The organism is Janthinobacterium sp. LM6 (assembly GCF_002002885.1).
GTDB classification, from domain to species: domain Bacteria; phylum Pseudomonadota; class Gammaproteobacteria; order Burkholderiales; family Burkholderiaceae_D; genus Janthinobacterium; species Janthinobacterium kumbetense.
Genome location: NZ_CP019510.1, coordinates 2,738,784 through 2,757,252 on the forward strand (window position 1 = coordinate 2,738,784; position 18,469 = coordinate 2,757,252).

An 18,469-nucleotide genomic window follows, 5' to 3' on the forward strand; every position below is an offset into this window, starting at 1 on the left:
CGCGTACGCCGCGCGCCGCCAATCTTTGCTATCGTGCTGGCCTCATTGTTTGCTACAAGGAAATCAGCGTGCTTGCCAAGGTTGGAGATATCTATAGTGTGTTTTCGCACAGGCTGCAGCAGTATGTGGCTTGCCAGGTCACGGCCATCGACGATGCTGCGTCCGGCAGCGCCCCGCTGGCCGCCATTTTGCAGCTGGACTGGACGGGCGACGCCTTGCCCGATGCCGCGGCCGTGCAGGCGATGCGCCCGCTGGTGTGCGATTACTATTTCTGGAACAAGCGCCACGACCACAGCTTTGCCAATGCAAAAGTGCCGCGCCATTACAGCCTGGTGGCCAATGTCGCGCCCTTGGTCGATGTAGCAGTGAAAAGCTACAGCGGCGGCTGGCACATGGGCGACAGCGTGTACCGCCAGCGCCGCTGGGAACAGGTCGACCCGGCCAGGCGCCAGCGCTTCAAGGCGGCATCGAGCGAGGAAGTACGCATAGGCGGCCAGGCCGTGCGCCAGAAGACGAGCCGCATCGACGACGGCATCCTGCAGGCGCTGGGCGACCTGTCCGAACTGGACCAGCTGCCCTGCCTGACGACCATCGAGACGCGCCACGGCAGCGCGGCGCTGGCCGCCTACATCAACGGCAACCCCATCATCAACGAAGTGCACTGGCAATCGTCGACGGAGAGCGAACTCGACTTGCGCAACAGCAATGTCAGCCGCCTCGTCGTGCATGGCGCAGGCTTGCGCTCGCTGCGCCTGAACGAGGGTTTGAGCACCCTGATCCTGAATGGCGCGCCGTCGCCCGCGCTGCGCATCGACGACCCGCATGCGGGGCGCTTCCTGCGGCTGCAGTTGTCCGGCACCCTGGCGCCATTCCATGGTCTCGACCAGCTGGCGCGCTTGTCGCTGAGCGCCATGCCGGCTGTGGATTTCGATACCGTGGCGCAACGCTTCCCCGTGCTGACGGACCTGACGGTATGGGGCAAGCCGGGCGTGGCGTCGAACCTGGCCAGCATCGCCAGACTGGACCGTTTGCGCTCCTTCACCGCGTATGAGCTGTTCGGCTACGGTGCCGACGACTTCCCCGCGCCGGCGCAGTTGCCGGCCTTGTCCAGCCTGTGCCTGACCAGCCTGCCGGCCGACGCCGCCAAGGCCATCAAGGCCCGCTATAAAAAGGCGGCGGCGCTGGGTCTGGACTTGTCCGTGACGCGGCCGCGCAAGCCGGAATGGCTGGCGGAAAACCTGCATAACGCGTTCCGCGACTGGGATGGCCGCGCACATATTTCGGCGGCGTATTCCAAAAAGGCCGCGCAGGCGTATAAAAAGCTGCTGGCCACGGCGCGCACGCTCGACGGGGTGAACGATGCCGGGACGGTGCAAGCCATGGCGCAGCAGATGGTCACTGCCTATGTCGGCGTATTCAACCAGATCGAGCGGCGTTCCAGCGTCATCGAGACGGTGGAGCGCGATGAAATCTATGTGGCGCTGGAGCAGGTGCTGGCACAGGTGGCGCTGCCGGATGTGGCGGCGCTGTATGCCTTGTTCGACCGCTTGCGCGATTTTTAGTGACGCATGTACTAGAAAAAAAGTTCTAGACAGCGCGTTCTAGAATCGGTATTCTAGCGGCATGTTAAAAAATACCTCCACTCCCCATCCCACGGCCGCCGAACTGGACCTGCTGCGCATCCTGTGGCAGCGCGGTCCGTCCGACGCGCGCGCCGTGTACGACGCTCTGGCCGCAGAGCGTGCTGACGCCAGCTACGCCACCGTGCTGCGCCAGTTGCAATTGATGCATGGCAAGGGCTTGCTGAGCCGCGACGAAAGCCAGCGGCCGCAGCTGTATGCCGCCGTCGAAGCGCAGGAAAAGCTGCAGACGAGTCTGCTCAAGGACTTGATCGGCAAGGTGTTTTCCGGTTCCGGCAAGGCGCTCGTGCTGACGGCGCTACGCGAGCACGTGAGCGACGCGGAACGCCTGGAAATTGAAAAAATCCTGCGCAGCAAGGATGGCAAACAGCCATGAACCTGGACCTGCGCCTCGGCATCGAAGTGGGCAAGCTGGTCCCCGCGCTGGGCTGGGTCTTGCTGTATTTCGTCTGGCAGGGCTTGATCGTCGGCGCCGTATCTGCCGTATTGCTCTGGCTGCTGCGCCACGCCAGCGCGCGCTGGCGCTATGCCGTCTGCGCGCTGGCACTGCTGCTGTGCCTGTGTATTCCTTTTGTGCACCTGCTGTCTCTGCTGTCGGGCGCATCGCCGGCCCGGCTGACGGTGGACGCGCCGCCCGCCTGGCGCGCCGCGCTGCAAGCGTGGATGCCGGCCCTGGTGCTGGCCTGGAGCGCCGGTGTCGCCCTGATGAGCTTGCGCCTGTGCCTGGGCCTGGCCTGGGTCGGCAAGCTGCGCCGTCAGGCAGTGGCCGCGCCGGCCATCTGGCAGGCGCGCCTCGATGCGCTGGCGCTGCGCATGGGCTTGCGTGGCAGTCAGCACGTGCCGCTGAAGCTGCATGGGGGATTGTCCAGCCCGGTGACGGTGGGATTCTGGCGCCCCGTCATCCTGCTGCCGGCCGCCTTGCTGAGCGGCATGCCCGTCGCCTTGCTCGAAGCCTTGCTGGCGCATGAACTGGCGCACGTGCGGCGCTGGGATTACCTGGTCAACCTGCTGCAAAGCGTGGCCGAGGCGCTGCTGTTTTTTCACCCCGTTGTCTGGTGGCTGTCGGCGCGCATGCGGGCCGAACGGGAGCAGGTGGCCGACGCGCTGGCCGCGCAAGCGCTGCAAGACCCGCAGCAGCTGGCCACGGCGCTGCATGCCTTGTCCTTGCACGCTGCCGCGCCGCAGCATGCCGGCTTGCTGATGTCGGCCCGGGGCGGGGCGTTGCTGACGCGCATCGAACGCCTGATGGCCCCCGGGCTTGATACGGCCGGCTGGAAGCTGGCCGTGCCCGCCTTGCTGCTGGCCTGCGCCACCCTGCTGCTGCAGGTGCAGGGCAAGCCCGCCGTCAATGGGACGATCCTGGCCGACGCTGCCTCCGCCATGCTGGACTTGCCCGTCAGCGCGAAACACATGCTGGTATTTGACGACAGCACGGGCCAGGTGCTGATGGCGAAAGATGCGGACGCCGTCGTGCCCATCGCCTCGATCACCAAGCTGATGACGGCCATGGTGGTGCTCGATGCGGGCCTTGACCCGGAGGAACAGCTGCGCATCGCGCGCGCCGATGGCGATGCGTCCTTGCAGCGCCACAGCCTGCTGGCCGAGGGCGTGGCCGTGTCGCGCGGCGCGCTGTTGCAACTGGCGCTGCTGCCATCCGAAAACCGCGCCGCCGCCGCGCTGGCGCGCACTTATCCCGGCGGCAACGCGGCTTTTCAGCAAGCCTTGCAGGCGAAGATACGCCAGCTGGGCTTGACGCGCACCACCTTGACGGACCCGGTCGGCAGTTCGCCCGCGAATACGTCCACGGCCAGCGAGGTAGCGAAGATCGTCGCGGCGGCCGCGCGCTATCCGGACATCGCGCGCATCACCAGCCACCCGCAAGCGAGCGTGGCCGTCAATGGCAAGGTCCGCACCTTGCACAACACGAATCCCTTGGTGGGCGGCCAGGGCTGGGACATTTTGCTGTCCAAGACGGGCAGCAGCCACGCGGCGGGCAGCTGCCTGACGATGCGCATGCGCAGCGGCGGCAAGCACGTCACCGTGGTGCTGCTCGATGCCGCCGGCGCGCAGCGGCGCTCGCTCGACGCCGGACACATCCGCGACACCCTGGCCGACAGGACCGGCCGCATGCATTGATACCCCCCCCCGGGCGCGCCAGTGCGGGCGCCCTTCTTTTTGACACTCTGGAGATGAAGATGACACTATTGGCGAAGTTGATGCTGGCTACGGTTGCGACCATGGCGGCTGGCACGGTGCAGGCGAAGACACCCGCACCGGTGCAGGATAAACCTGTTAATTGCGACAATTGCAAGGAATGGAACGCGCCCGTCAAGCCGTTCAATGTCTTTGGCAATACCTGGTATGTGGGCACGGCGGGCTTGTCCGCCGTGCTGGTGACGAGTCCGAAGGGCCATATCCTGCTCGACGGCGCGCTGCCGCAATCGGCTCCCTTGATCATCGACAATATCAAGGCGCTGGGCTTTCGCATCGAGGATGTGAAAGTCATCCTCAATTCGCACGCCCATTGGGACCATGCGGGCGGCATTGCCGCGCTGCAACGGGCCAGCGGCGCCACCGTGATGGCCAGCGCCTCGGGCGCCCTGGGGCTGCAAAGCGGCACGAATGGCAAGGATGACCCGCAATACCAGGCCAATCCCGTCGTGCATGTCGCCAAGGTGCGCAAGGTCAGCCTGGTGGGCGAGGGCGATGCCGTCAAGGTTGGACCGTTGACCTTGACGGCCCACATGACGCCGGGCCACACGCCAGGCGGCACGACGTGGACGTGGACCTCGTGCGAAGGCGACCGCTGCCTGGATGTCGTGTATGCGGACAGCCTGAACCCGTATGCGAGCGGCGATTTCCGCTATACGGGCAAGGGCAAGGGAGGTTCGCCAGATATTTCGGCTTCGTTCGAAGCGAGCATCGCCAAGGTGGCGGCCTTGCCATGCGACATCATCATCCCCGTGCATCCGGGCACGACGGACGTGCTGGGCAAGGCCGCCAGGCGCAGCGGCACGGACAATCCCCTGATCGACGCCAGCGCCTGCCGCGCCTATGCGGCCGAAGCGGGCGGCTTGCTGGCCAAGCGCCTGGCGAAGGAACGGGACGAGGCGGCGCCTCTTGAAGCCAAGGCCGCCGTGCACGCACATTAACCGTTCTATTCTGCCGCCTGCCGCTGTTTTTGCAGGCGTTTGACGAACACCGTCATTTCCTTGACGGCTTGCAAGTCGCCTTGCTGTTGGGCGACTGTGACGCCCGTGGTCCAGGCGGCCTGCGCTTCATCCAGCCTGCCCAGCTGGTGCAAGGCCTTGCCCAGCAACTTCCAGGCGGCGGAATAGCCCGGTTGCTGCACGGTGGCTTGCGCCAGGTGCAAGGCCGCTTGCTCGGCGTCATTGTCTTTCAGGCAAGCATCGCCCAGGCCAAAGCGCAGCAGCGCGCTGTCGCGCCCCTGCGCCAGCAGTTTTTCAAGTTGTTCACGCAGCATTTTCGCCTCAGATTAATATGCAAGTTAATACTTGCATATTAACGCTTGCGCGTGCGAGAAACAAGGTACTCGTCAATTCGCCACATCCACCACCAGCTTGCCGCGCGCGCTGCCGTCCATCTGCGCCACATGCGCCTCGTGCGCCGTGCGCAAGCTAAAGCGGCGCGGATCGAGCCGCACCTGCAGTTTGCCCGCCTCGATCAGCTTGTTGGCTTCGCGCAAGATCGCGCCATGGCGCGCATGATGCTCACCGCTTAACAGCGGCAGCAGGGTGAACACGCCCGAGTAAGTCGCCGCGCGCGCCGTCAGCGGGCTCAGGGCGAATGTGCCCCAACCGAGGCAGCTGACGACGTGGCCGCCATAGATTCTTGCTGCCTGGAAGCTGGCGTCCAGGGTGGCGCCGCCCACCGTGTCGTAGACGATGTCGAAGCCGGCGCCGCCCGTATGTTCGGCCACGTAGTCGTCCACCGTGCTGGCACGGTAATCGATGAAGCGCGCGCCCAGCGCTTCGATGGCGGCGCGGCTGGCGGCGCTGCCCGTGGCAAAGACGCTGGCACCCAGGCTTACGGCGAGCTGCACGGCCATGTGGCCCACGCCGCCCGCGCCGCCATGCACGAGCACGCTGTCGCCCGCCTTCACGTGGGCACGATCGACCAGCCCTTCCCAGGCCGTGATGAAGACGAGGGGCAGGGCGGCCGCTTCGCGCAGGCTCAGCGCTGGCGGCACGGGCGCCAGCAGCGCAGCGTCGAAGACGCCATATTCCGCCAGCGAGCCCTGGACGCCGGCGATGCCGCCCGCCATGCCATACACTGTTGCGCCAACGTGAAAAGTCGTCACGCCCTCGCCCACGGCCGCCACCGTACCGGCCATGTCCATGCCGAGGATGGCGGGCAGGCGGGGCCGGGCGTGCGGGGCGGCGCCGGCGGCGATTTTCGTGTCGAGCGGATTGACGCCGCTGGCGGCGATGCGCACGAGGACTTGCCCGGGGCCGGGCTGCGGCACGGGCAGGTGCTCGATGCTCATGGGGCTGGCAAAGCTGGTGAGGACGAGGGCTTGCATGGGATTCTCCTGTGGTTGATGCCCCAGTCTAGGCGGCGACGGCACAAAGAAAAACGGGGCGCGGCCCGATGCACTATTGCGGAATCGTGGATAATCGCCTGCAAAACAGGAGGAAAAAGCATGGACAGGCTGGCAGCGATGCAGGTGTTTTGCGCCGTGGTCGAGGCGGGCGGTTTCAGCAAGGCGGCGCAGCGCCTGGGTATTTCCACCTCGTCGGTGACAAACCAGGTGGCGGCGCTGGAAAAGCATTTCGGCGTGCGGCTCTTGCAGCGCACCACGCGCAGCATGTCGCTCACGGCCGAAGGCCGGCAATGCCATGCGCAGGCGCGCCAGTTGCTGGCCGATATGGCCGCGCTGGAGTCCAGCCTGGAGCAAGCGGCCGGGAAACCCTCGGGCAGCTTGCGCGTGGATATGCCAAGCAGCATCAGCCGCAACCTGGTGGCGCCCGCCTTGCCCCGCTTTACGGCCGCCTATCCCGACGTTGCCCTGCGCCTGACCGTCAGCGACCGCCTGATCGACATGGTGGAAGAGGGTATCGACGTGATGCTGCGCATCGGCGAACCGCAGGATTCGTCGCTGGTGGCGCGCAGTCTGCTGAAAATGGATTATCTGTGCTGCGCCGCGCCCGCGTTTGTCGCCCGGCACGGCATGCCGCGCACGCCGCAGGAGTTGGACCAGTTTGCCTGCCTGCATTTCCTGTATCCGAAAGCGCGCCAGGTGCGCCCCTGGCTGTTCCAGGCCGACGGGGGCGATGCGGCGTATGTCCACACGCCGCCGGCCGCCTTGTCCTTCGACCATATCGAATCGATGATCGCCGCCGCCCAGGCCGGCTGCGGCATCGTGCAGGCGCTGTCCGTTTCCGTGCTGCAGCCTTTGCGCGAGGGCAGCCTCGTGCCCTTGCTGCAACCGTTCCGCACGCGGGGACCGGACTTGTGGGCGCTGTTCCATCCGCGTCAGCTGCGCGCGGCCAAGGTGCAAGTGTTCGTGGAATTCCTGGCGCAGATTTTTGGTGAGGGCTTTAATGAGAATTGATTATCAATTATAATGCAAGCCTATTGCATTGAATTGCCCCTTGTCAGGAATCCCATGTCCGTGTTTTTACGCCGCCCCGTGGCCCTTTTGCTGGCCGCCGCCTCTCCCCTGGTGCTGGCCGCCGACCCTGCCGCCGACGCGCAGGACGTCGTCACCGTCAAGGCCGAGCGCCAGCATTACCGCAGCCTGTCGGCCACGGGCGCCACCAAGACGGACGCTTTATTGATGGACTTGCCGCAAAGCGTGCGCGTGCTGACGGGCGACCTGCTGCGCGACGCGGGCGTGACGACCCTGGCGGGCGCGCTGGACCTGGCCAGCGGTATTTCAAGACAAAGTCCGCTGGGCGGGCTGTGGGACAGCTACGCCATGCGCGGCTTCACGGGCGACCCGAATTTCGGTTCCGACTACATGGTCAACGGTTTCAGTTCCAGCCGCGGCTACAACGGCATGCGCGACGGCGGCAGTACGCAGGCGGTGGAAGTGCTGAAAGGCCCCGCTTCGGCCCTGTATGGCAGGGGCGAGCCGGGCGGCACGGTGAACATCACGACGAAAAAGCCGAAGTTCGCGCCCGAGTACGGCGCCGATGTATCGTTCGGCAGTTTCCAGACGCGCCGCGCCGCCGTGGACTTGACGGGACCGTTGAGCGACACCATCGCCTACCGCCTCAACGCGGTGCATGAAGCAGGCCACAGCTTCCGCGATACGCTGAAAGTCGAACGCAGCCTGTTTTCTCCCTCGTTTCTCTGGCTGCTGGGCGAGCACACGACCGTGTCGTATGAAATCGAAGCCGTGCGGCAGCGCGCCCCGTTCGACCGCGGCGTGCTGGCCGTGCATGGCCAGCTGGGTCTTGTCCCCGTCTCGCGCTTCCTGGGCGAACCTGGCGACGGTCCCATGACGGTCAAGTCGCTGGGGCAGCAGCTGTTCATCCACCACGCGCTGTCCGACGATTGGTCGGTGCAGGCGGGCGCTTCCTACCGCGACAGCGAATTGACTGGCTATTCGACCGAGGCGAACAAGCTGCTGGCCGATGGCCGCACCCTGAACCGCCAGCGCCGCCACCGCGATTTCTCGGCCACCGACGCCTCCGCCCGGGTCGAGTTGCTGGGCAAGTTCAGGACGGGCGCGCTGGCGCACGAAGTGCTGGCCGGCGTCGACGCCTACCATTTTGACGACCACCGGGTGCAGCTGCGCCGCAATCCCTCCGCCGCGAATGCCTATGCCATCGATATTTTCAATCCCGCGTATGGCGGCAAGGCCGACCCGCTGGCCCTGTCCATCGATACGCAGGAAGGGCAACGGGCGCGCGGCCTGTATGCGCAAGATCAACTGGAGCTGGGCGCGCAGTGGAAGGCGCTGGTCGGCGTGCGCCACGATACATACACGCAGGACGTGGCAAACCATCGCCTGAATGTCAGCAATCGCCAGTCGCTGTCGGCCACCAGCCCGCGCGCGGGGCTCGTCTACCAACCATCGAAGGCATGGTCGCTGTACGCGAGCGCGGCGAAGGGCTTCCGGCCCAACAGCGGCATCAGCATCGCCAACCAGGCTTTCCCGGCCGAGCGCAGCCGCTCGTATGAACTGGGCGCGAAGCTGGAAACGAGCAAGCTGACGGGCACCGTGGCCGTGTACGACATCCGCAAGCGCAATGTGCTGACGACCAATCCCGCCAACACGGACTTCGCCATCGCGGCGGGCGAGGTGGGCAGCCGGGGCCTGGAAGTGGACGTGTCGGGCGAACTGGGGCGCGGCTTGCGCGTCTCGGGCGCCTATGCCTGCACCAGCGCCACCGTCACGCGCGGCGACAATACGATCGTGACGGGCAGCCGCTTCGCCAACGTGCCGCGCCACGGCGCCAATGTACTCGCCACGCAGCAGTTCGCGCTGGGTACGGGCACGGCCAGCGTGGGCGGCGGCGTGCAGTACGTGGGCGAGCGCCTGGGCGACGTCGCCGTCAGCAGCCAATTTACCCTGCCGGCCTACACGACGGCCAAGCTGCTGGCATCGTATTCGCCGACGGCGAAACTGCGCCTGGCTATGAACGTGGAAAACCTGTTCAACCGCAGCTACTATGCGAGTTCCTACAGCCAGCTGTGGGTGGCGCCGGGGGCCGAGCGCACGGTGACGTTGAATGCGCATTACAGGTTTTGATGTATTTACCCAACAGCAAAGTGCCGGGGTCGGACCTTAAGGTCCGACCCTAGGTTCTGCCGTTGGGGTACGCACGCTACTCTTACCCTTACATTAAAAATGAATAAATGACTGTTCCACTGACTTCCTCCTCCACCCTGCGCACCCGCATCGCCGTCATCGACGTGCTGCGCGGCCTCGTCATGCTGATCATGCTGTTCGACCATGTGCGCGAAACGGTCTTCTTACATCACCAGGTCAGCGACCCGATGGATGCGGCCGGCGTCGATCCGGCCCTGTTTTTTACCCGCCTGGCGGCCCACGTGTGCGCGCCCATGTTTGTCTTTTTGACGGGCCTGTCCGCCTGGCTGTATGCGCATCCGGCTGCCGGTCCGCGCAGTGCCAGCGGCTTTTTGTTCAAGCGGGGCTTGCTGCTGGTCGTGCTGGAGCTGCTGTTCGTCAATTTCGCCTGGAGCGGCGCGTTTCCGCCCGCCGTGCTGTATTTGCAGGTGATCTGGGTCATCGGCCTGGCCATGATGGCGCTGGCCGTGCTGCACCAACTGCCGTTGAAAGTGCTGGCGCTGCTGGGCGTGGCGATTATCGCGGGCCAGCATCTGTTGACCGGTTTGCGCGCGGAAGAGGGCAGCCTGGCCTATTATCTGCTGACGGTGCTGCTGCAACGGGGCTACCTGGTGGCGGACGGCGCCATGCAGATCAAGGTCAGCTATCCGTTGCTGCCCTGGATAGGCGTGATCGTGCTCGGCTATGCGGCCGGACCCCTGTATGCGCGCAGCCGCTCGCCGGAAAGACGGCGCCGCCTGCTGCTGGCGCTGGGTGCTGGCAGCTTGCTGCTGCTGGCGGTGCTGCGCGGCTTCAATATCTACGGCGAAGCCTTGCCGTGGGTGGCCGGCGATACGGCCTTGCGCACGGCCATGAGCGTGCTGAACTTCACTAAGTATCCGCCGTCGCTGGATTTCCTGCTGTTCACCCTGGGCCTGGGCTTGCTGGGCCTGGCCTGGCTGGAAAGCGTCGACAACTGGTTCACGCGGGCGTGCGCCACGTTTGGCGGCGCGCCCATGTTTTACTATCTGCTGCATTTATACCTGCTGCTGGCCATCGGCCTCGCCTTGACGACCGGGCTGGGCGCCAACCACGGTGCCCGCTACGGCGTCGAGCATGTCTGGCAAGTGTGGCTGATCGCGCTGGCCCTGATGCCCGTGCTGTACTTTCCCTGCCGCGCGTTTGCCAGTTACAAGCGCACCTCAACACAGGCTTGGGTACGTTATTTCTGAGTCAAGCCTATTCTATTTGCAGTACAGCCTGTCAATGCTGTGGCTGGACGCCAGGTAATGCCTTGTCTGCCACGAAATCGCCACGCGGTAGGCGCACGGCGGATCGAGCGCCACGTTGACGGGGAAGCCGCCGTTGTTGCCCGACAGGTGAGGGCCGCCCGCGCCGCCGCGGAACAGATAATTGCTGGGCGGCGGAGGCGGCGTAAAACTGGCGGCCGGCAGCGGTGGCGGCGGGTGCTGGATGCCGTTGTTGTTGGAAATCGTGATATTGAAAAAGCGCAAATGCGGATGATCGATCGTGTACAGAATATGCACGAGGCCGCCCGCGATGGGATTGCAGGCATTGCTGCGCAACTCTTCCAGGTCCAGCGCTACGATGACGGGCGAGTTGTCGAAGACGATGGAGTCGAGCCCGTCCGTGGCCACCAGCGCCAGGGTATTGCCGTCGCGCACCTCGAAGCCCATGCGGTAGCGGCGTATCGGTTCGCTTTCGGCCGTCGTCAGGCTGCGGCCCGCGTCGAGTATCGGCAAGCCGCCCGGCAGCTTGGCCGGATGCAGGCTGGTGATGGCGGGCGTATTGACGGTGAGCAAGTCGAACGTGCGCAGGAAGATATTCTGCTGCACGATGACGATGGCCGTCGTGCCGTCGCGCATGTCCACCGTGACTTGCTTGCCGTCCACGCGTATCCAGCCGCCCGGTTTCAGATCGCCCGCGTCGACGATCACTTGCGCCGAGTCGGCCAGGCCCAGGCCATTCGTATAGAACACATAGCCGACGAGGGTGCCGAGCACTTGCGTCAACGGCACCAGGCTGGCGGGCGGCACCGTCGGAATGGCTGTCGGGTCGTCCATGCCGCCGGGCCAGGACCATTCGCCGATCAGGAAACGGTATTCGAGCGGATTGGCGGGGATGGCGCTGTTGCGCAGCGGGCAATTGCCCTTCAAGGTGACGCCGCCGGCGAACACGTACGAGGCGCCGGCGCCGCCCGCATAGCCTTGCGCGGAAAAGCCCGCCAGCGAGGGAAACGGGTGGATGTCGAACACTTCCACCTGCTGCCAGTGCGGCACGCCTTCCACATCGGGCGGCAAGACGTCTTTCGAGCACAATTCCACGCAGAAACAGTGGCCCACGTTTTCGCGCCCCGGCTGGCGCCCGTTCGCCTGCGTTTCCGACAGGATGGTCACGCTGCCCAGCTGTGCCGTGAAATACACGTCGGGCCCGCTGGCAAATTCCACGTTGATGAACGGCGAGAACGGCGTGAGCGTGAAGTCGGACGTCAGGTAATCGATGCGGAAGCGCCCCGTGGCATCGGTGACGGCAACGCCCAGCGCATCGTCCTGCAGCCAGTCCGCATCAAAAGCCCGCACGGTGGCGCCCGCAATCGGTGCATGCGGTGCGTCGCAGGTGCGCAGCCGGCCGCAGATGGTCCAGGCGCCGAAGCGGGCGCGCACCAGGCACCAGAAGCGTTGTGGCAGGCAATAGTCCCAGACGGCGAGGAAATCATTGTCGACCTGGCGCCAGCGCGGCTGGATGGTGGTGATGGAAAACTGCAGCGGCACGGGGTCTTTCGGCCCCGGTTTCAGATGCGGCACGGTGGGGCACAGGATATCGACTTCGACGGCCTCGCCCTGGTAATCGCCTGCCAGGGTAAAACTGTAGTTGCCGTCGTCATCCGTGCGCGTTTCGGCCAGCAGGAAGGGCGCTTTCGCCTGCACTTCCTCGTCGGTGAGGATGGCGAAGGTTTCCTTGGCGCTGGCCACGGCCAGGGCCGTGACGTTTTGCGACTCGCGCGGCCGGTACAGGCGCACGATGACGTGGGATAAGGCTTCAGGACATTCGGCGCAGATCAAGCCGCACAGCTTGCCTCGCAGGATATAGGCCATGATGGTTCTCCAGCTCGGTTGGACAGTTGCGCCGCTCGCAGTGGCGGCGCTGTTACCAAGCTAGCAAATGGATGGCCTTCGGGCTTGATCCTGCGTAAGGGAGTGGCTATTTAATCAGTGCCAATACCTCGCGGAAGCGCGGATGCTTGCAGTCGCGCAACCATTCAAAGGCCAGCATCTCGACCGTCACCAGGTGCGCGCCCAGCTTGTCCAGACGGGCGAGTGCCGCGTCGCGGCTGGCGGCCTGGCGCGAACCGACGGCGTCGATGGCGATGCTCACGTCATAGCCGCGTTCCAGCAGGCCGATGGCCGTCTGCAGCATGCACACATGGGCTTCGCAACCGGTGACGACGATCTGTTTGCGTCCGGGCGGCAGGATATCCTGCAAGCCATCAGAACAGGCGCCGAAATGCGTCTTGTGCAAGGTCCGTTCGCACAGGGCGGCGATCTCTTCCACGTTCGGCCCCAGCCCCTGGCGGTTCTGTTCCGTGCCCAGCACGGGCACGTCGAGCAGGCGGGCAATCTTCGCCAGACGCAGGTTTTGTGCCAGCACCAGGCCGGCATCGTGGATGGCCGGCATCAAACGGCCTTGCAGGTCGACAATGACCAAAACGGCCTGGTTTGCATCTATCAGCATGGCATTCTCCCTTATTCATTTGTGGCGACAGTGTAGCGCGCAGTCAGCTTGGCCAGCTGGGCACGGCAGTTTCGCCCATCAGGTAGGCGTGATTGAGCTCGATGGCGGCACGCAGGTAATTCCACAGGGCGCTGACGCGGGCGATGTTGCGCCGTTCGCTGGGCGAGATCATCCAGAAGGCGCGCAGCAGGTCGATCTCGCCGTCGAGCACGGGCACCAGTTCATTCGATTGCTGCGCCACGAAGCAGGGCAGGATCGCCAGCGCCTGGCCCGCGCGCGCCGCGTGGTACTGGGCGATCACGCTGGTGCTGCGGAATGCGCGCAGGGAATCGGGCGCCACGTTGTCCATATAGCGCAGTTCCGAACTGAAGACCAGGTCGTCCACGTAGCCGATGATCGGGTGCTGCGCCAGCTGCGCCACGCTGGTGATCGGCGCGTGGCGCGCCAGGTAGCCTGGCGTGGCGTACAGTTTCAGGCGGTAGTCGGACAGCTTGGTCACGACATACGGGCCGGACAGGGGGCGCTCGATGGAGATGGCCACGTCCGCCTCGCGCTTGGACAGGCTGACGAAACGGGGCACGGCGATCAGGTCCACGCTGATGTGCGGGTAGCGGCCGCAAAACTGCGCCAGGTGGGGCGCCAGCACGATGGCGCCGAAGCCCTCGGTGGCGCCCAGGCGCACCTGGCCCGACAGCAGCCGGTTGTGTTCGCCCAGCTCCTCGGTGGCGGCAAACACCGTGCTTTCCATCGTTTCCGCGTATTCCATCAGGCGGTGGCCCTCGGGCGTCAGCTGGTAGCCCACGTAATTGCGGTCGAACAGCTGCGTGCCCACCTGCTCCTCGAACTTGCGCATGCGCCGCGACACGGTGGAATGGTCGATGCCCAGCTTTTTCGCCGCATCGACGAGTCCCGCGCTGCGCGTCAGTTCCAGGAAGACCCGTACATTGTCCCAATCGAGCACTTTGTTCTCCTTGTGCATTTTTGCAAAGGAATTATGCATTAATTTCACTTGAGTGCATATTTTTACACATGCAGAATGCATCTATACCTATAAGAAAACCCGTTCACCTGGAGACACGTATGAAAAAAACCGTTCTGGCCATGGGCGCGCTGGCGCTTTCCCTGTCTTTCACCGGCGCGCACGCGCAGATTTCCGATGGCGTCGTCAAGGTCGGCATCCTCACCGACATGTCCGGCCCGTATTCGGCCATGGGCGGGCGCGGCTCCGTCGTCGCCAGCCAGATGGCCGTCGAGGATTGCCTGAAGGCCGAATGCAAGGGCATGAAGATCGAGATCCTGTCGGCCGACCACCTGAACAAGGCCGATATCGCCGCCTCCAAGGCGCGCGAATGGCTGGACCGCGACAAGGTCGACGCCATCGCCGATCTGACCAATTCCTCGGTGGCCCTGTCCGTGCAAAAACTGATGAAGGAGAAGGGCGGCATCGCCATGTTCAGCGGCCCGGCCACGGGTCGCTTGACCAATGAAGACTGCTCGCCGAACGGTTTCCACTGGATGTTCGACACGTATTCGCAGGCGGCCGGCACGGCGGCGGCACTGACGAAACTGGGGCAGAAATCCTGGTATTTCGTCACCGTCGATTACGCGTTCGGCCATTCGCTGGAAAAGGACGCCAGCGAAGTCGTCAAGCGCAACGGCGGCACGGTGCTGGGCGCCGTGCGCCATCCGCTGAACGCGTCCGATTTCTCGTCCTTCCTGGTGCAGGCGCAAGGCTCCAAGGCGCAGGTGATCGGCCTGGCCAACGGCGGCGCGGACACCGTTTCCGCCATCAAGCAGGCGCGCGAGTTCCGCATCGGCAGCGGCAAGGACCAGCGCCTGGCCGCCTTGCTCGTGTTCCTCTCCGACGTGCACGCGCTGGGCCTGGAAACGGCCCAGGGCCTCGTCTACGCGGATGGCTTTTACTGGGATTTCGATGACCGCAGCCGCGCGTTTGCCAAGCGCTTCGAGGTGCTCAACAAGGGCGCCAAGCCGACCATGGTGCAGGCGGGCGTGTATTCCAGCGTCTACCACTACCTGAAATCGGTGGCGGCCGCGAAGAGCGACGACTCGAAAATCGTCGCCCAGAAAATGCGCGAGCTGCCCATCAAGGATGCCGTCATGAACAACGCCTCGATCCGCCCCGACGGCCGCGTGATCCACGATATGTACCTGGTGCAGGTCAAAACCCCGGCCGAATCCAAAGGCGCGTGGGATTACCTGAAGGTGCTGTCGACCATCCCCGCCGACCAGGCGTTCAAGCCGATGGATGCGGCGGCGTGCAATTTGGTTAAAAAGTAATTTTAGTCTATCGACGGAGCAGCAGAAGGCCGGGGTCAGACCCGCCGGGTCTGACCCCAGTACTCATTTGCTCATCCGTACCCTATGAACATCGAACATCCGGAGCCTCAATCATGAACCAAGCCCTCACCTCAGTTCCCGCCATCCCCCTGCACATCGCCGGCAAGCACCACGCCTCGACCAGCAGCGAATGGCGCGACGTCGTCAACCCGGCCACGCAGGAAATCGTCGCCAGGGTGCCGTTTTCCACGCCCGATGAAGTCAACCTGGCCGTCGCCACGGCCAGGGAAGCCTTTAAAACGTGGCGCAATACCCCGCTGGCGGCGCGCATGCGCATCATGCTCAAGTACCAGCATTTGATCCGGGACAATATCGGCGCCCTGGCCGAACTGATCACGCGCGAACACGGCAAGACCTTACCCGACGCGGAAGGGGAAGTGATGCGGGGCCTGGAAGTGGTGGAGCACGCGTGCTCGATCGCCACCCTGCAACTGGGCGAGATCGCGGAAAACGCGGCCACCGGCGTCGATGTCTACAATATCTACCAGCCGCTGGGCGTGGGCGCCGGCATCACGGCGTTTAATTTCCCCGTCATGCTGCCATGCTTCATGTTCCCGATTGCCATCGCCTGCGGCAATACGTTTGTCCTGAAACCGTCGGAACAGGACCCGTCCTCGTCGATGTACCTGGTCGAACTGATGTACCAGGCGGGCTTGCCGGCCGGCGTGCTGAACGTCGTGCATGGCGGCGCGGACGTCGTCAACATGCTGTGCGACCATCCCGACATCAAGGCCGTCTCCTTCATCGGCTCCACCCACGTGGGCACGCATGTGTACCGCCGCGCCAGCGAATCGGGCAAGCGCGCGCAGTCGATGATGGGCGCAAAAAACCATTGCGTGGTGCTGGCCGACGCCAACAAGGAACAGGCGATCAATAACCTGATCGGCGCCGCGTTCGGCGCGGCCGGCCAGCGCTGTATGGCCAATTCCGTCGTCGTGCTGGTGGGCGAGGCGCGCTCCTGGCTGCCGGAAATCGTCGCCCGTTCGCAGGCGCTGAAAGTGGGGCCGGGCAGCGACCGCACGGCCGACCTGGGGCCGATGGTCTCGAAAGCGGCCATGCAGCGCGCGGAAAAGCTGATTCAGGCAGGCGTGGATGAAGGCGCGCAGCTGCTGCTCGACGGCCGCGGCCACAAGGTGGCTGGCTACGAGGGCGGCAATTTCATGGGGCCGACGATTTTCTCGAAGGTGGCAGCGTCGAACTCCGTCTACACGCAGGAAATCTTCGGCCCCGCCATGTGCGTGGTCGAAACCGATACGCTCGACGAAGCGATCGCCTTCATCAACGCCAACCCGAACGGCAACGGCACTTCGATCTTCACTTCGTCCGGCTGGGCGGGGCGCAAGTTCCAGAACGAGATCGACGTGGGCCAGGTGGGCATCAACGTGGCCATTCCCGTACCCGTCGCCTATTTCAGTTTTACCGGGTCGCGCGCGTCGAAACTGGGCGATTTGGGCCCGAACGGCAAGCAGGCCTTGTACTTCTGGACGCAGACCAAGACCGTTACGGCGCGCTGGTTCGCCCCGGACGACGGCGGCAGCGGCGTCAATACCACCATCTCGATGAAGTAAGGGGGCGGCGATGGGCACCAATATCGTTTTCATCGGCCTCGGTAACATGGGCTTGCCCATGGCGCAAAACCTGGTGCGGGCCGGCCATGCCGTCACGGGCTTCGACCTGGTGCAGGCCAGCGTGCGGCAGTTTGCCGCCGGCGGCGGCCTGGTCTCTGACGACCAGGCGGCGGCGATAGGCCAGGCCGACATCGTCATCACCATGCTGCCGGCCAGCCGCCACGTGCTGGGGGCCTACCTTGGGGACGGGGGTATTTTGGCGCAGGCGCGGCCCGGCACCCTGCTGATCGACTGTTCGACGATTTCCACCGAAGCGGCGCGCCAGGTGGGCCGCGCGGCGCAGGAGCAGGGCATGCCCATGCTGGACGCGCCCGTGTCGGGCGGCACGGCGGGCGCCACCAACGGCACCCTGACCTTCATGGTGGGCGGCGAAGAAGCCGCGCTGGCGGCGGCGCGGCCTTACCTGGACGTCATGGGCAAGGCGATTTTCCATGCGGGCGGCTCCGGTTGCGGCCAGACGGTCAAGATCTGCAACAACATGCTGCTGGGGATACTCATGATCGGCACCAGCGAAGCGATCCGCCTGGGCGTGGCCAATGGCCTCGATCCGAAAGTGGTGTCGGACGTGATGGCGAAAAGCTCGGGCCGCAACTGGACCCTGGACGTGTACAACCCGTGCCCCGGCGTGGCCGAGAACGTGCCCGCATCGCGCGGCTACACGGGCGGCTTTGGCGTCGATTTGATGCTGAAAGACCTGGGGCTGGCCGTGGAAAGCGCGCTGGCCAGCGGCGCCTCGGTGCCGCTGGGCGCCTTGTCGCGCAATCTATATAGTTTGCACAGCAAGGCGGGATCGGGCGCGCTGGATTTCTCCAGCATTTATCAGCTGCTGGGCGATAAAGCTTAAGGCTGTTGCGCCTGCAGGGCCGCCAACTCGGCCCTGGCTTTTTCCAGCTTGCCTTCCAGCTTGGCGATCTTCTTCGGCTGTTTATTGGCCTCCTGGGCCAGGCGCAGCGAACGCTCCGTCTGGTTTACTTTTGCCTGCGCCTTCAGCACCTTCTTGTTATGGCGTTCGACCAGCGCGTTGTCGCTGCAGTGGGCGTTGACTTCGTCGAGCGCGCGCGTGAGGCCCGCGACCTTGTCGGACAGGCCCTGTTCTTTGGCCTGGCGCAATTCGCTGCGGATGTTTTCGCGCTTGGCGGCGCAGCCGGCCAGCTGGGTTTCGGCGGCGCTGACGCCCACGGAGGCTGCGGCGAGCAGCAGGGTCAAGGCAGTTGTGGCGAGGCGGGTCATGGCATTCCTGTGTAAGTGGTGGGCTCGTGCAATGTAAGCCTGCCGGCTTGCCCTGTCAAACTTCCCGTACAGTGCGCGCCTGTCTGGCATGGCATCGG

16 protein-coding genes are annotated in these 18,469 nt (G+C 64.8%); 10 read left to right on the forward strand and 6 right to left on the reverse strand.

From position 1 onward, the window contains the following. Nucleotides 1-68 precede the first annotated feature (68 nt). The 4 genes from BZG29_RS12245 to bla all read left to right on the forward strand — a co-directional run bounded on the left by BZG29_RS12245 (nt 69) and on the right by bla (nt 4,792). Nucleotides 69-1,562, forward strand: a complete 1,494-nt coding sequence (locus BZG29_RS12245; RefSeq protein ID WP_077402926.1) for a hypothetical protein — start codon at nt 69-71, stop codon at nt 1,560-1,562. A 61-nt stretch (nt 1,563-1,623) separates the two neighbouring features. Next, complete coding sequence (locus tag BZG29_RS12250) at nt 1,624-2,016, forward strand: BlaI/MecI/CopY family transcriptional regulator (RefSeq protein WP_077402930.1); 393 nt, start codon at nt 1,624-1,626, stop codon at nt 2,014-2,016. Continuing rightward, the gene (locus BZG29_RS12255; protein WP_077402933.1) at nt 2,013-3,776 is read left to right on the forward strand and encodes a M56 family metallopeptidase; all 1,764 of its coding nucleotides are present in this window, start codon (nt 2,013-2,015) and stop codon (nt 3,774-3,776) included. Before BZG29_RS12250 ends, BZG29_RS12255 begins: the two co-directional genes overlap by 4 nt. An 80-nt stretch (nt 3,777-3,856) precedes the next feature. Beyond that, on the forward strand, nt 3,857-4,792 hold the full coding sequence (gene bla, locus BZG29_RS12260) for a subclass B3 metallo-beta-lactamase (protein WP_253192862.1): 936 nt from the start codon (nt 3,857-3,859) through the stop codon (nt 4,790-4,792). 5 nt (nt 4,793-4,797) lie between these two features. On the opposite strand, the gene BZG29_RS12265 is transcribed toward bla, so the two are convergent. Next, nucleotides 4,798-5,124, reverse strand: coding sequence for a tetratricopeptide repeat protein (locus tag BZG29_RS12265; RefSeq protein ID WP_077402936.1), 327 nt, complete (start codon nt 5,122-5,124; stop codon nt 4,798-4,800). Between the two features lie 72 nt (nt 5,125-5,196). Continuing rightward, on the reverse strand, nt 5,197-6,183 hold the full coding sequence (locus tag BZG29_RS12270) for a zinc-dependent alcohol dehydrogenase family protein (protein ID WP_077402940.1): 987 nt from the start codon (nt 6,181-6,183) through the stop codon (nt 5,197-5,199). Nucleotides 6,184-6,303: 120 nt separating this feature from the next. On the opposite strand from BZG29_RS12270, the gene BZG29_RS12275 reads away from it, so the two are divergent. The 3 genes from BZG29_RS12275 to BZG29_RS12285 all read left to right on the forward strand — a co-directional run bounded on the left by BZG29_RS12275 (nt 6,304) and on the right by BZG29_RS12285 (nt 10,634). Next, nucleotides 6,304-7,215: a LysR family transcriptional regulator gene (locus BZG29_RS12275; RefSeq protein WP_077402943.1), complete on the forward strand. Its 912-nt coding sequence runs from the start codon at nt 6,304-6,306 to the stop codon at nt 7,213-7,215. A gap of 54 nt (nt 7,216-7,269) precedes the next feature. After that, nucleotides 7,270-9,363: a TonB-dependent siderophore receptor gene (locus BZG29_RS12280; RefSeq protein ID WP_077402946.1), complete on the forward strand. Its 2,094-nt coding sequence runs from the start codon at nt 7,270-7,272 to the stop codon at nt 9,361-9,363. Nucleotides 9,364-9,470: 107 nt separating this feature from the next. Further along, entirely contained in the window at nt 9,471-10,634 is a 1,164-nt protein-coding gene (locus BZG29_RS12285; protein WP_077402949.1) for a heparan-alpha-glucosaminide N-acetyltransferase domain-containing protein, read from the forward strand. A gap of 12 nt (nt 10,635-10,646) precedes the next feature. Here the strand turns inward: BZG29_RS12285 and BZG29_RS12290 are convergent, their stop codons facing one another. The 3 genes from BZG29_RS12290 to BZG29_RS12300 all read right to left on the reverse strand — a co-directional run bounded on the left by BZG29_RS12290 (nt 10,647) and on the right by BZG29_RS12300 (nt 14,116). Beyond that, complete coding sequence (locus BZG29_RS12290) at nt 10,647-12,518, reverse strand: carboxypeptidase regulatory-like domain-containing protein (RefSeq protein WP_077402952.1); 1,872 nt, start codon at nt 12,516-12,518, stop codon at nt 10,647-10,649. A gap of 106 nt (nt 12,519-12,624) precedes the next feature. Then, the gene (locus tag BZG29_RS12295) at nt 12,625-13,155 is read right to left on the reverse strand and encodes an isochorismatase family protein (protein ID WP_077402954.1); all 531 of its coding nucleotides are present in this window, start codon (nt 13,153-13,155) and stop codon (nt 12,625-12,627) included. Nucleotides 13,156-13,198: 43 nt separating this feature from the next. Next, a complete protein-coding gene (locus BZG29_RS12300; protein WP_077409075.1) occupies nt 13,199-14,116 on the reverse strand; it encodes a LysR family transcriptional regulator in 918 nt (305 codons plus the stop codon). A 119-nt stretch (nt 14,117-14,235) separates the two neighbouring features. Here BZG29_RS12300 and BZG29_RS12305 point away from each other — a divergent pair, with 119 nt between their 5' ends. The 3 genes from BZG29_RS12305 to mmsB all read left to right on the forward strand — a co-directional run bounded on the left by BZG29_RS12305 (nt 14,236) and on the right by mmsB (nt 17,985). Further along, nucleotides 14,236-15,453 (forward strand): ABC transporter substrate-binding protein, encoded by a 1,218-nt coding sequence (locus BZG29_RS12305; RefSeq protein WP_077402957.1) that lies wholly within the window; start codon nt 14,236-14,238, stop codon nt 15,451-15,453. 113 nt (nt 15,454-15,566) lie between these two features. Further along, entirely contained in the window at nt 15,567-17,081 is a 1,515-nt protein-coding gene (locus BZG29_RS12310; RefSeq protein ID WP_077402960.1) for a CoA-acylating methylmalonate-semialdehyde dehydrogenase, read from the forward strand. Between the two features lie 10 nt (nt 17,082-17,091). Beyond that, entirely contained in the window at nt 17,092-17,985 is an 894-nt protein-coding gene (gene mmsB, locus BZG29_RS12315; protein ID WP_077402963.1) for a 3-hydroxyisobutyrate dehydrogenase, read from the forward strand. Here mmsB and BZG29_RS12320 read toward each other — a convergent pair. Beyond that, complete coding sequence (locus tag BZG29_RS12320; protein WP_171984998.1) at nt 17,982-18,371, reverse strand: DUF1090 family protein; 390 nt, start codon at nt 18,369-18,371, stop codon at nt 17,982-17,984. The two genes, mmsB and BZG29_RS12320, sit on opposite strands and share 4 nt — an antisense overlap. Between the last annotated feature and the right edge of the window lie 98 nt (nt 18,372-18,469).

What these genes read in the sequence shown, in the direction of transcription:
- BZG29_RS12305 (WP_077402957.1), top strand. Translation starts at nt 14,236, where the DNA reads ATGAAAAAAACCGTTCTGGCCATGGGCGCGCTGGCGCTTTCCCTGTCT.
- mmsB (WP_077402963.1), top strand. Translation starts at nt 17,092, where the DNA reads ATGGGCACCAATATCGTTTTCATCGGCCTCGGTAACATGGGCTTGCCC.
- BZG29_RS12275 (WP_077402943.1), top strand. Translation starts at nt 6,304, where the DNA reads ATGGACAGGCTGGCAGCGATGCAGGTGTTTTGCGCCGTGGTCGAGGCG.
- BZG29_RS12250 (WP_077402930.1), top strand. Translation starts at nt 1,624, where the DNA reads ATGTTAAAAAATACCTCCACTCCCCATCCCACGGCCGCCGAACTGGAC.
- BZG29_RS12285 (WP_077402949.1), top strand. Translation starts at nt 9,471, where the DNA reads ATGACTGTTCCACTGACTTCCTCCTCCACCCTGCGCACCCGCATCGCC.
- BZG29_RS12290 (WP_077402952.1), bottom strand. Translation starts at nt 12,518, where the DNA reads ATGGCCTATATCCTGCGAGGCAAGCTGTGCGGCTTGATCTGCGCCGAA.
- BZG29_RS12255 (WP_077402933.1), top strand. Translation starts at nt 2,013, where the DNA reads ATGAACCTGGACCTGCGCCTCGGCATCGAAGTGGGCAAGCTGGTCCCC.
- bla (WP_253192862.1), top strand. Translation starts at nt 3,857, where the DNA reads ATGCTGGCTACGGTTGCGACCATGGCGGCTGGCACGGTGCAGGCGAAG.
- BZG29_RS12265 (WP_077402936.1), bottom strand. Translation starts at nt 5,124, where the DNA reads ATGCTGCGTGAACAACTTGAAAAACTGCTGGCGCAGGGGCGCGACAGC.
- BZG29_RS12310 (WP_077402960.1), top strand. Translation starts at nt 15,567, where the DNA reads ATGAACCAAGCCCTCACCTCAGTTCCCGCCATCCCCCTGCACATCGCC.
- BZG29_RS12295 (WP_077402954.1), bottom strand. Translation starts at nt 13,155, where the DNA reads ATGCTGATAGATGCAAACCAGGCCGTTTTGGTCATTGTCGACCTGCAA.
- BZG29_RS12280 (WP_077402946.1), top strand. Translation starts at nt 7,270, where the DNA reads ATGTCCGTGTTTTTACGCCGCCCCGTGGCCCTTTTGCTGGCCGCCGCC.
- BZG29_RS12270 (WP_077402940.1), bottom strand. Translation starts at nt 6,183, where the DNA reads ATGCAAGCCCTCGTCCTCACCAGCTTTGCCAGCCCCATGAGCATCGAG.
- BZG29_RS12320 (WP_171984998.1), bottom strand. Translation starts at nt 18,371, where the DNA reads ATGACCCGCCTCGCCACAACTGCCTTGACCCTGCTGCTCGCCGCAGCC.